Origin of the sequence: Streptomyces sp. I05A-00742, from assembly GCF_013055795.1 — a bacterium.
GTDB lineage: Bacteria > Actinomycetota > Actinomycetes > Streptomycetales > Streptomycetaceae > Streptomyces.
Genome location: NZ_JABETO010000037.1, coordinates 13,156 through 26,069 on the forward strand (window position 1 = coordinate 13,156; position 12,914 = coordinate 26,069).

The 12,914-nt window shown below is 75.8% G+C and carries 5 protein-coding genes and 1 pseudogene; 5 read left to right on the plus strand and 1 reads right to left on the minus strand.

The genetic code is table 11. The annotated features are described in order from the left end of the window. Positions 1-3,482: 3,482 nt before the first annotated feature. The 4 genes and pseudogenes from HN013_RS34010 to HN013_RS26290 form a co-directional block, all read left to right on the plus strand. A pseudogene (locus tag HN013_RS34010) lies at positions 3,483-5,240 on the plus strand (FtsK/SpoIIIE domain-containing protein); the annotation flags it as partial. Between the two features lie 314 nt (positions 5,241-5,554). Continuing rightward, a complete protein-coding gene (locus HN013_RS26280) occupies positions 5,555-6,946 on the plus strand; it encodes an ABC transporter substrate-binding protein (protein ID WP_171170438.1) in 1,392 nt (463 codons plus the stop codon). Between the two features lie 12 nt (positions 6,947-6,958). Next, positions 6,959-8,317, plus strand: a complete 1,359-nt coding sequence (locus tag HN013_RS26285; RefSeq protein WP_171170440.1) for a carbohydrate ABC transporter permease — start codon at positions 6,959-6,961, stop codon at positions 8,315-8,317. Beyond that, positions 8,314-9,219 carry a carbohydrate ABC transporter permease gene (locus tag HN013_RS26290; RefSeq protein ID WP_171170441.1) on the plus strand — a complete coding sequence of 302 codons (906 nt, stop codon included), beginning with the start codon at positions 8,314-8,316 and terminating at the stop codon, positions 9,217-9,219. Before HN013_RS26285 ends, HN013_RS26290 begins: the two co-directional genes overlap by 4 nt. Here the strand turns inward: HN013_RS26290 and HN013_RS26295 are convergent. Continuing rightward, positions 9,188-10,990: a glycosyltransferase family 39 protein gene (locus HN013_RS26295; RefSeq protein ID WP_171170443.1), complete on the minus strand. Its 1,803-nt coding sequence runs from the start codon at positions 10,988-10,990 to the stop codon at positions 9,188-9,190. The genes HN013_RS26290 and HN013_RS26295 overlap by 32 nt on opposite strands. Positions 10,991-11,103: 113 nt before the next feature. Here HN013_RS26295 and HN013_RS26300 point away from each other — a divergent pair, with 113 nt between their 5' ends. Further along, positions 11,104-12,756, plus strand: coding sequence for a glycosyltransferase family 2 protein (locus HN013_RS26300; RefSeq protein WP_312018720.1), 1,653 nt, complete (start codon positions 11,104-11,106; stop codon positions 12,754-12,756). The last annotated feature ends 158 nt before the right edge of the window (positions 12,757-12,914 follow it).

The window sequence follows — 12,914 nt, forward strand, 5'->3', positions numbered from 1 at the left end:
GGCCGAGCGGTGGGCTTCCGGGCGCCCGGGCGGCGGGGGCCGCATCGAGGCGTTCCGAGGCCGGGCAATGGGCCGAGAACACCGCGGCCGGGCCGCGTCGGACTTCCGGGCCGGACGGTGCGCTTCCGGGCGCCCGGACGGCGGAAGCGGCATCGGGGCATTCCGAGGCCGCGCAATGGGCCAGGACCGACACCGCCGCGCCGCGTCGAGCCCCCGAGCCAGACAGCGCAATTCCGGGCGCCCGGGCGGCGGAAGCGCCGCCGGGGCGTGCCGAGGCCGGGCAATGGGCCGGGACCACCGCGGCCGAGCCACGTCGAACGCCCGGGCCGGACGGCGAACTTTACGACGCCCGGACGGCGGGAGGCGCCCCGGCACCGGGGCGTGCCGACGCAGGACAGCGCGCCGGGAACACCGGAGCCCAGCCGCGTCGAGCCCCCGGGCCGGACAGCGCGCTTCACGCGGACCAGTCGGCGGGAGCCGCCCCGGCACGGGGGCGTGCCGACGCAGGGCAATGGGCCGAGAACACCGCGGCCGGGCCGCGTCGGGCTTCCGGGCCGGACGGTGCGCTTCCGGGCGCCCGGACGGCAGCCCCGGCACCGGGACACCCCGAGGCCGGACACCGCGCCGGGAACACCGGCGCCGAACCACGTCAAGTCCCCGGGCAGAACAGCACGCTTCACGACGCCCGGACGGCAGGAGCCACCCCGCCACCGGGACGTTCCGACACAGGACAACGCGCCGGGACCACCGCAGCCGAACCGAACCGAACCCCCTGGCCGGACAGCTCACTCCCGGGCGCCCGGACGGCAGCCCCGGCACCGGGACACCCCGAGGCCCGACAACGGACCGAGAGCACCGCGGCCGAACCGCGCCGAACCCCCGGGCGGGACAGCACCCTTCACGACAGCCGGACGGCGGGAGCCGCCCCGGCACCAGGGCATGCCTCCAGGGCGACGGGATCCGACGGCCGGGAATCCGCCGTGCCGACCGAGCGCCCGCAGGCCGCAGGCACGTCCCGTACGACGGGGGCGGCCGGGGGCGGTCGCGACACCGGCGTTCCCCACGCACCGTCGGCCGCGCGCCCCTCCCGCCCCGCCGACCCGGATCCGGCCGGCGCCCCCGGCCGGGGCGCCTCCCTGCCCGCGCGGGGAACGGGCGTTCAGGCCTCCGGCGACGGTACGCACGCACGCGGGTTCCGGGCCGGGGCCGGTGGGACCGGCGCCCCGGGGCAGGGCCAGCAGGGCGGTTCCTCCTGGAGCACCCGGGTCCCCGGTGGCGCCTCCGAGGCGGAGCCGGCAACGGCCTGGGACGCTGCGGGCGTTCAGGCCACGGCCGACCACAGACAGGGAGTCTTCCCGCAGTCCGGCGGCGGCTCCGTGCCGGAAGGGGCTGCGACTCCGTTCAGCGACGCGGCAACGGACGGCGACCGCGTCCGGCACAGGGCGAACGTTCCGCAGCAGCCGGGCGGACACGACCGGGCGACGGCTCCCACCGCCTCCCGTCCCCCGGTCGACGCGCCGACGAACGACGCGTCCCCGTTCCCTCCCGGCCCGAACGCCCAGGAGCCGACCGCCCCGGGGCAGCGCTCCCGGACACCCGGCGGCGCCCCGGGCCTCGGCCGCGGCGCCGGTGGGGAACCCCCGCGCGGGCAGTTCCCCGGAATGTCCGGCGGCACCCCCGGCCGGGAGCACGTAGCAACTCCGGCCCCCGCCCGCGACACCGCGGCGGCGAACGGCGGAGGCCACCTCCGCGCCGGAACAAGCGGCCCTGAACAGACAGCGCTTGGGCACCGGACACCCGGCAACGCCGCGCCGGGCCACGGAGATTCCCACCGCACCGGTACGAACGTTCCGGGGCAGGCAGGGCCGGGGCACACAGCGACCGCGGAAACGGCTGACGGCGGCCCCTGGCCCACCGGCGGCGCCCCGGCGGACGACGGAGAACGCCGCCGGCCCGGCACCGGCCTTCCGGGGCAGGCGCGGGACGGCCGACACCCAGGGGCCGTCCACGGCGCCTCCCGGACCGCCGGCACACCCGCGACGAACGCCGGGGAACACCTCCGGCCGGGCCGCAGGGACGACTCGGGCCACGGAAGCCCCGTACAGAACAACACCCGGACCTCCGACGACCCGGCACACCCGTCGGCCTTCGGCGCGGCCCCGGAGGAGCCCGGGCACGGCGGGGCCGGGCAGCGCGCGGAGGGCGGCAGGGGCGCGGGTGCGGCCGGAGCCGGCACGGCCCGTCTCACACGCACGGTGGACGGCCCCCGGACCGCGGGACTGTCCGTCCCGGCCGGACAGGCGATGACCCCGCACGTCCCCCAGCAGCCCGCCACGGAGCACCGCGACACCGCCCCCGGGGCACCGGATCCGGCGGGAGCCGCGCGGCCTTCGTGGGCGTCCGGCAGCGCCCGGCTCCAGGACCCGCGGAACGCCCCGGCGGGCGCGCCGGACGACGAGCGGGGAGCGGGACCGGCGCACCCCCGGACCCCGTCGCCGACGGAGACGCACCGCCGTTCCACCGCGCCCGGCACCGCCGGACCGGCGGACGCGGCCGACTCCGCCGGTCCGGCCCGTCCCGCCACGTACGGGGCGGACGGCCGTCAACCGGTCCTGTCCGCCCGGGTGAATCCCCTCCCGGAGGGTGACGACACCCCTCGCTCGACACCTGTCGGCAGGCAGGGGATCGAGTCGCGGACGCCCGCCTCCCCTTCGGAGGAGACCCCCTCCGGCACGGCCGCCGACCGCCCCGCGCGGTCGGCCGACACCTCCACGGCCACCGGGACGGGCCGCCTCCGCGGGAACCGCAGGGACCGGGAGCACGTCTCGGCACCGTCCCCCGACGCGACGCCCGACGCCGACGGCACCCCCGCGGCAGCGGGATGCACGCCCTCCGACCACCACGGCCCCGCCACCCCCGACGAGAGCACGCCGCCCGACACGGCGCCCGCTCCCCCGTCGGGCAAACGCCCCCGCAACCGCGGCATAGCGGCCTGGGCCCGCCGTCTCACCGGAGGCGGCCGGGGCGACCGGCAGCCGCAGCCCGCCGAGGCGGACGCCCGCCCCGCGGCCACCGGCTCCGGGGTGCGGGAGGAGCGGGGCACGGCCGGGACTTCCGCCGCCCTGCGGGAGCGCTGGCCGGACCCGGCCGCCGTGCTGCTGACCGCGCTCGGCCCCGGGCCACGCCTGTGGGAGCGCGGGCCGGACCACGCGGACCTGCTCACCGTCCGCCTGGGCACGGCCGACCGCTACTCCCCCGCCGCCGACGGCGGCACCCTGCTGCCCGCCGTCCCCGTGACCGTCGGCCTGCGACAGGCCGGTTCGCTCGGCCTGGCCGGGCCCCGGGCGCGGCTGGCGGGGCTGGCCCGGTCCGTCCTCGCGCACCTCGCGGCCCTGCACTCGCCGTCGGTGCTGGAGTACGTCCTGATCGCCGCCGACCCGGCGCGCCCCGCGGAGGAACGGCAGGCGGAGTGGGCCTGGTTCGGCTGGCTCCCGCACCTCCGGCCGACGCACGGCCAGGACTGCCGGCTGCTGGTCGCCTACGACCGCGAGCAGGCGGCGGCGCGCACCGCCGAGCTGGTCCGCCGTCTGGACGACGGGCCGCTCGGCCCCGGCTGGCCGACGGCACCCCCCGAGGAGGTCGCGGCGGCGGCCGGACGCCACCCCGGCCCGTACACGGTGGTGGTCGTGGACGGCGACCCGGGCACCCCCGCGCTGCGCGAGACCGTCGCCCGGCTGGCGGCCCGCGGCGCCGCCGCGGGCATCCACCTCGTGTGCCTCGCGGAGGCCCCGTCGACGACCGCGAGTTCCCCGGTCTCCGCGGCGCTGGCGACCGCCGGTGCCGCCTCGCCCGCGTTCCCGCACTGCGGGGCGGTGGCGCTGCTCAGCGGTGACGTGGCCACGGTGGTCCAGGTCATCGAACGGGCGGCGGCCGGTGGCGGGGCCGCGCCCCCGCCGCCCGGGAGCACGGTCGTGGCGGCCGTCGACGCGGTGTCCGGGGCCTGGGCCGAGCGGTTCGCGCGGGCGCTCGCGCCGCTGCGGGTGGCGGACGCCGCCGACGGCACGGGCCGGTCGGCGCGGGTCGCCGCCCTGCCCCGCACCGCGCGGCTGCTGGACGAACTGGGCCTCGCCCGGGCCACTCCCGCCTCACTGACCGCGCGCTGGGCCTCGGCGACCGATCCGGGCAGCCGCCCGGGCGGCCGCGCCGTCGCCGTCCTCGGCGCGGGCCCGCACGGCCCGCTCACCGTCGACCTCGCGACGGACGGGCCGCACCTGCTGGTGGAGGGCGGCCCGGGGAGCGGCAGGACGGAGCTGCTGCGCTCGCTGGCCGCCTCGCTCGCGGCGGACGACCGCCCCGACCGGCTCTCGCTCGTCCTGGTGGACGGCGCGGCGGCCGAGCGCGGCGAGGGCCTGCGCGTGTGCACCGATCTGCCCCACGTGTCGACCTATCTCGCGGCCTCCGACCCGGTCCGAATGCGGGAGTTCGCGCAGGCCCTCGGCGCCGAGCTGAAACGCCGCGCCGAGCTGCTCGGCACGCTCGGCTTCACCGCCTGGCACGAACGGCACGCGCCGCCCCCGGCGCAGGCGGTGCCCCCGCGGCGGTCCGCGGACCCGTCGTCCGGGGAACTCGACTCGCCCCCCACGGGCACTCTCAGGCTGCGCGCCCCGCGTCACGACGGTCCCTCCCGCACCGCGGAGACCGCGCTGCCCCGGCTCGTCGTCCTGGTCGACGACTACGACGCCCTGGTCGCCCCGGCGCTGGGCAGCACCGGCCGGCCGGCCGCCGGTTCGGTGGTCCGGGCGCTGGAGGCCGTCGCCCGGGACGGCGACCGGCTCGGCGTGCACCTGGTCGCCGCGTCCGGCCGCCCGGACCGCACGGACGGCACGGAGGCCGCCGAACGGGCCACGCTGCGCGTGCAGTTGGAGATCGCACCGGGCGAGGCGGGCGCCCCGGGGGACGGCGGCGCGAACGGGCCGGCCCCCGGCCGGGGCCGGCTGCACCGCGCCGGCGACGAGGCGGCCACCCCGTTCCAGGCGGGCCGCGTCACCGGCCGCATCCCGCGGACGGCGACGCTCCGCCCGACCGTCGTCCCACTGGACTGGCAGCGCATGGGCGACCCGCCGGCCCGCCGGCCGGTGCGCGAGCTGGGCAACGGCCCGACGGATCTGGCGCTGCTCGCCAGCGCCCTGCAGCGGGCCGCCCAGTCGGCGGGCGCGCAGCCGGCGCCGCCCCTGCTGTGATCGCGGCGGCACCGTCCGCGCACAGCGCGCGGGGGTGCCGCCGGGACCTCCGGAGCCACGGGCAACTCACCGGGACCAACGGCGAATTACGACGTCAACGACACCTTCCGCGCCCTGTTGCCCCACAGCTCCCGATCTTTCCCGCTCACTCCCGGTGCGACATCACATCCCGGTCACGATCAGGGAGTTGACACCGGGACCGCTATTGCGGGCACCTCCGTGGCAGCGTAGGACTGTCGCACGGGAGTGCGGTCGTACGGGAGACGACGTACGGAGCGGCCGTCCGCTACGACCGGGCACGGAAAGGGACGGCAATGCGTACAACGTTGTGGAGGAACCGTGCGGCGCGCGGCGCGCTGGCGGTACTGGCCTCGGGGGCTCTGGCCCTGTCGGCGACGGCCTGCGGCGGGGATGACGACGGGGGGAAGTCCGACGGCACACCGAACGCCTCCGCATCGGGTTCCTCGGACGTCATACCGAACACCGTCAAGCTCCCCAAGCTCAACGGCCAGAAGATCAAGGTGACCGCCGTCTGGACCGGCGCCGAGCAGGCCAACTTCACCAAGGTCCTGGACGAGTTCGCCAAGCGCACCGGCGCCGAGGTGTCGTTCGTCCCCAGCGGCGACGACATGTCGGCGTTCGTCGGTTCGAAGGTGGCGGGCGGCGACCCGCCGGACGTCGCGATGCTGCAACAGCCGGGCGTGCTGCGCGAGTTCGCCCAGAAGGGCTGGATCAAGCCGCTCGCCGCCGAGGCCACGGCGGAGCTGCGGAAGAACTTCGCCAAGGGCTGGCAGGACCTCGGCTCCCACGAAGGCAAGCCGTACGGCGTCTACTTCAAGACCAGCAACAAGTCGCTGGTCTGGTACAACACCAAGGTCTTCGAAGCCGCCGGCGTCAAGGAGCCGGCCTCCTGGCCGGAGATGCTGAAGACGGCCCAGGCCATAGCCGACTACGGCGTGTCCCCGGTGTCGGTTGGCGGCGCGGACGGCTGGACGCTCACCGACTGGTTCGAGAACATCTACCTCTCCCAGGCCGGCCCGGAGAAGTACGACCAGCTGGCCGCCCACAAGATCAAGTGGACGGACCCGTCCGTCAAGGACGCGCTCACCACGCTGGCGCAGCTCTTCGGGAAGAAGGAGCTGCTGGCGGGCGGCAACGACGGCGCGCTCCAGACGCAGTTCCCCACCTCCGTCACCCAGACGTTCACCGGCGGCGACAAGGCGAAGGCCGCCATGGTCTACGAGGGGGACTTCGCCGCCGCCAACATCACCGGCGCCAACGCCAAGATCGGTACGGATGCCAAGGTCTTCCCGTTCCCCAAGGTGGGCGACCGGGCGCCGGTGGTGACCGGCGGCGACGTGGGCGTGGCCCTCAAGGACGGGCCGGCCGCGCAGGCGCTGCTGACCTTCCTGGCCTCGCCCGACGCCGCGAAGATCTGGGCGCAGCAGGGCGGTTTCATCTCGGCCAACAAGAACCTCGCTCCCGCCGCCTACCCCGACGACGTGCAGCGGACCATCGCCAAGGCGCTGGTGGCGGCCGGTGACGACTTCCGGTTCGACATGTCCGACCAGGCGCCCGCGGCCTTCGGCGGCAAGCCGGGCCAGGGCGAGTGGAAGGACCTCCAGGACTTCCTGCGGAACCCGAAGGACGTGGAGGGCACCCAGCAGAAGCTGGAGGCCGACGCGGCCAAGGCGTTCAAGAACTGACGGGCCCGGTCCATGAGCACCGTGACAACAGGGGTCCCACCGGGCCCCGGTACCGTGCCGCCGGCACGGAAAGGGCGGAAGCAGCGGAACGTCCTGGGCACCCGCCCCTGGGTGGCCGCGCTGTTCCTGCTGCCCGCCCTGGCCCTGCTGGGCGCGCTGGTCGTCTATCCGATCGGCTGGTCCGTCCACCGCAGCTTCTTCGACTCCTCGGGCAACGGCTTCGTGGGGCTGGACAACTACCACGAGGTCTTCTCCGACGACCGGATCCGCACCGCCCTCAAGAACAACATCATCTGGGTGATCGTCGCCCCGAGCATCGCCACGGTCCTCGGCCTGATCTTCGCCGTGCTGACCGAACGGGTGCGCTGGGGCACCGCGTTCAAGCTGATCATCTTTATGCCGATGGCGATCTCCATGCTCGCGGCGGGCATCATCTTCCGCCTGGTGTACGAGCAGGACCCGGACCGCGGGGTCGCCAACGCCGTGTGGGTGGGCATCCACGACACCTTCGCGGAATCGGCGCCGTACCCGGGCGCGCACCCCCGGCCGAACGGCGACCTGAAGGCGGCGTCCGACGGCTCCTTCACCTCCGGGGCCACGCTGAAGGCGGGCACTCCGGCGGCGGTGCCGCTGGTGGCGGTGAAGCCGGAGGACGCGAGCGGCGCGCGGGACGCCGTAACCGCCCGGCCCGAGCCCGGGAAGGTCACGGGCACGGTCTGGCTGGACTTCGTCCGGGGCGGCGGCGGCACTGCGGGACGCGTCGACAAGGGCGAGAAGGCCCTGTCGGGCGTCACGGTCGAGGCCGTGCGCGACGGCCGGACGGTGGCGTCCGCGACGACCGCCGCCGACGGGACGTTCGCCCTCCCCGAGGCGGCCGACGGCGCCCGACTACGGCTCCCCGAGGGGAACTTCGCCGAGCGCTACCGCGGCGTCGAATGGCTCGGCCCGACGCTGGTCACCCCGTCCATCATCGGCGCGTACATCTGGATGTGGGCCGGGTTCGCGATGGTGCTCATCGCGGCGGGCCTGGCGAGCGTCCCCCGCGAACTGCTGGAGGCCGCCCGGGTGGACGGCGCGAACGAATGGCAGGTCTTCCGCCGGGTCACCGTGCCGCTGCTGGCACCCGTGCTCGGCGTCGTCGTCATCACCCTGATGATCAACGTGCTGAAGATCTTCGACCTCGTCTACATCATCGCGCCGGGCTCCAGCCTCCCGGACGCCAACGTGCTGGCGCTCCAGCTCTACCAGTCCTCCTTCGGCACGGCGGTCAACCAGGGGCTGGGCAGCGCCATCGCCGTACTTCTGCTGTTGCTGGTCCTGCCGGTGGTGATCGTGAACATCCGGCGCATGCGTAAGGAGCGGCGGCGATGACCACTGCGGACACTCTCACCGGCACACCCGCCCCCGCCCCCGTGCGGGCCCGGCAGCCGTGGCCGGCGCGCCTGACCTCCCGCCTCGGCGGGGGGATCATGCGGTTCTTCCTCGTCGCGGTCGGGCTGTTCTGGCTGATGCCGACGGTCGGACTGCTGCTCTCCTCGCTGCGGGACCGGTCGGACATCGCGGCCTCCGGCTGGTGGAAGGTCTTCAGCCACCCGGGGCAGCTGACGATGTCGAGCTACGACACGCTGTTCCACAACGAGAAGGTGATGCACTCGCTGCTCACCACCACCTTCATCACCGTGCCCGCGACGGCGCTGGTGATCCTCGTCGGGGCGTTCGCGGGCTACGCCTTCGCCTGGCTCGAATTCCCGGGCCGGGACTGGTGGTTCATGGGCGTCGTGGCTCTTCTCGTGGTGCCCGTGCAGGTCGCCCTCATTCCGGTGGCGAAGCTGTTCAACACCCTCGGCATCTTCGAGTCGACCGTGGGCGTGGTGCTCTTCCACACGGCGTTCGGGCTGCCCTTCGCCGTCTTCCTGCTGCGCAACTTCTTCGCCGAGATCCCCCGCGAACTCCTGGAGGCGGCCCGGCTGGACGGCGCGGGCGAATTCCGGCTGTTCTTCCGGGTGGTGCTGCCGCTGGGCGGACCGGCGATCGCCTCCCTGGGGATCTTCCAGTTCCTCTGGGTGTGGAACGACATGCTGGTCGGGCTGATCTTCGCGGACAGCGGCAACCCCCCGATCACCGTCGCCCTCCAGCAGCAGGTCCGCCAGTTCGGCGACAACGTGGACATCCTCGCGTCGGGCGCCTTCGTCTCCATGATCATCCCGCTGGCGGTGTTCTTCGCCTTCCAACGGCAGTTCGTCAGCGGCGTGATGGCGGGGGCGGTGAAGTAGGCGACGGAGTAACCGACAGCAGAGGCGACGAGGCGGCGGACGGATGCCGGGGATCCTTCCCCCGGGGTACGGCCGCCGTCGAAGTCCCACCCACGACGGCCGGGCCGCCGGCGGACGGACGCTCGGCGGCCCGTCCCCCGGCAGCGCGCCCCGGCGGCCGGCAGGAGTACCGCGAGACGGCGCCCCCGCGTACGAACACCGCCGACTCCTCGCGGCACAGCTCCCGGAGCACCCGTATCTTGGCGTACTCGGCACGTTGGCCCCGGAGCCAGCGGCTGCCGACGGTGGTGTCCCCCACCACCCAGACCCGCCCGCCGTCCGGGAGCCCGGCCAGCCGACGGCGCAGCTCCGCCTCCCCGGCCTCCACGCCGTAGAGCGTGCCGGAGGCGGCAGGGCTGCGCTTCAGGGTGAGGTCGCGGAGTCCGGTGAAGGGGCGCGGGTAGAAAAGGGCTATCCGCCGTTCGTGGAGCGGGAGGAACAGCACGGCGTCGCCCGGCCGCGCCTGCCGGCCCAGCGCCGCGGCCACCCGGGCCGGCTCGTCCCCCCGGCCGGCGGGCAGCCGCTCGCGCTGCTGCTGGGGGAGCTGCCACAGGAACCCCGCCGCCACCGCCAAGGCCCCGGCCGCCGCCACGGCCCGCCGTCCGGGCAGGAACCTCAGCACCCGCTCCAGCCCGGCGGCGGCCAGCAGCGGGACGCCCGCCAGGCTGAACAGCAGGTAGCGGTCGAGGAACAGGGGCCGGCTCTGGGACGCGGCGTACAGGAGGACGGGCGGGACCAGCGCCAGCGGCAGCGCCACCGCGTTCAGCGGGAGCCGTCGCACCTCCGGTGGACCGGTCCGCGGCAGGGGGGCCGCGAGGGCGAACGCGGCCAGCGTCAGGGTCACGCCGGCGACGAGGTCGCCGGAGCCCGCGAAGGTGAGCACCAGCCCCTTCGCCTCCGCGTACCCCGGCGTCCGGATCCACGAGACCTGCTCGCTCTGCCCCCGGGAGAGGACCACCAGCGGGGCCAGTGCAGCACAGGCGGCGAGGGCCGCGCCCGCCCAGCCGCGCCAGGTCCGCCACGGCACCCGGGCGGCGAGCAGCGTCAGGCCGTGCGCCGCGAGCAGCAGGATCGCGAACTCGTGCAACAGGGCGGTGACCGCGACGGTGGCGCCGTAACCGGCCCACCGGGCCGCGGAGCCCCGCTCGACGGCCCTGACGAGCAGCCAGGTCGCCAGCGCCGCGCCCGCCGCGACCAGGGCGTACGACCGCGCCTCCTGGGCGTGGTGGCTCACGAACGGAGTGGCCGCGTACAGCAGCCCGGCCCACAGCCCGACCCGGGGCCGGGCCAGGCGGCACCCGAGCGCGGCGACGAGACCGGCCGTGACGGCCGCCGCCACGACGGAGGGCAGCCGCAGGGTCACCTCGTCGTCGTGCACGGCGACGACGGCGTGCATCAGCACGTAGTACAGGCCGTGCACCGCGTCGACGGTGCCGAGCATGTGGACGATCTCGGGCAGCGACCGGCGGGCCACCTGGAGGGTGGCGCCCTCGTCGCGCCACACCGTCCCTCGGTCCAGCCCCCACAGACCGATGACCAGCATCAGCCCGGCCGACAGCAGGACGGCGGCGCGCGCCGCCGCACCGGAGCGGCCCCCGCGATCAGTCCGCCCGTCCGCGCCTCTCGCGCCCTCACCGTCGGCGCCGTCTCCGGTCGCCCGGCCCGCCGTGGTCCCGTCGAGGGTCCCGGCGCCCCGCCCCGTCAGTACCGCCCGCAGAGGAGTCCGCCCCACTGTTGCCCCCTCCTATAAGTCCAGGCCCGGCCATCCGGCCCCTGCCCCGGCACACCCGGGCCCAGAATCACCACATTTGTTCTGCTCAGCGGATAAAAATGTCTTTCGTGACAGTGAACGAGAGCGGAACCCCTGCCCGGCCGCACGTTCCCGACACCCTGCCCACCGGCCTCGTCAGCGTGGTCGTCATCGGCTTCGACGACGCCGCGCACATCGCCGCCGCCGTGTGCTCGGCCCTCGCCCAGGGCACCGTCGTCGCCGAGGTCATCGCCGTCGACGACGCCTCCACGGACGGCACCGGCGCCGTCCTCGACCGGCTGGCCGCCCGCCATCCACGGCTGCGCGTCATCCACCGCACCGTCAACAGCGGCGGCTGCGGCACCCCGCGCAACGACGGCGTACGGGCCGCCGGGGCCCCGTACGTGATGTTCCTCGACAGCGACGACGTCCTCCCCCAGGGCGCGGTCGCCGCGCTCCTGGCCGCCGCCCTGCGCCACGACGCACCTGTCGCCGCCGGTCTGTGCGTCCGCCGCGAACTCCCCCAGCGGCTCGACACCCGCTGGCAGCCAGGCCTCTACCGCACCGCCGCGCTCCACGACTCCCCCGAGCTCCATCCCGCGCTCCTCCACGACACCCTCTGCGTCAACAAGCTCTACGACCGCCGCTTCCTCACCGAGTACGGCATCGCGTTCCCCGAAGGTCCCTATCCCTACGAGGACTTCGTCTTCAGCGCCCGCCTCCTCGCCGCCGGTCCGCGCATCGCGACCGTCCCCGACACCGTCTACGTCTGGCACGTACGGCGCGGCGCCCGCCGGCCGTCGATCTCGCTCGACCGGGACCGGATCGGCAACTGGCAGTCCAGGCTCCGCGCCCACCGCAGGGGGGTGGAGATCTACCGGGCCGCCGGCCGCGAACCGCTGGCGCGGGCGGCCCGCGTGAAGTTCCTCGACCACGATCTGCGCATGTACATCCGGGAGTTGCCCGCCCGCAGCGACGGCTACCGGCACGCCTGGTGGCGCGCGACCCGCGACTGCCTGGCCGGCTACGCCGAGGCCGAACTGGCCGCCGCGCGCGCCCCCGCCCGCTGGATCGCCCGGGTCGTGCTGGCCGCGGCCGCCCCGCGCGACCTGGACCGCCTCGCCCAGCTCGCCGCCCGCCCGGCCCGGCTGCTGCCGCCCTACGCCCATGGCCCGGTCGGGCCCGTCTGGGCGGACGACCTGCCCGCCGTCGCCCTCGACGGCCTCGTCGGCCCCGGCGCCGCACCGGCCCGCCGACTGCCGGTGACCGTCGACGCGACCCTCCGCCTGCTCACCGGCCCTCCCCGGGCGGAACTCCACCTCCGCGCCCACGAGCTCTACGGACGGCTCGCCGCGGCCCGGCCGCACACCGTGGACGTCGAACTGCGCCCGCGCGACGGCGGCCCGACGCTGGAGTTCAGCGCTCGCCTGACCGCCGAGGGCCCGTCCTGGACCGCCCGGCCGCGGATCGACCTGGGCCTCCTGGCCACCCCCGGGAGCGGCCGCGGTCCGTGCACCTGGGACCTGCGCGTACGGCTGCGCTGCACGCACGGCGGAGCCATCCGCACCGCCGTCCGCGCCACCGGCGGCGGCCTGCGGCGCCGAGCCCTGCCGAGCGCGCGCCACGGGGTCCTGCTGGTACGCCCGTACGCGTCGGCGAGCGGATCCCTCGCCCTGCGGATCGCCACCGGGGTGCGGAGCGCACTGCTCATCGCCGCCCGAAGGCTCCGGCGGAACCAGCGGAACTAGAGGCCGCCCCAGCGATCCCCGGATCGACACCGGCCCGCTGAGCCTCAGCACTCCCCGCACCCGCACCAGCACCAGCCGCACCGGCCCACGACACGCCCGCACCCGCCGCCCCGCCATTCGCACCCGGAGCACCCGAAGCACTCGCCGTGCCCGAAGTA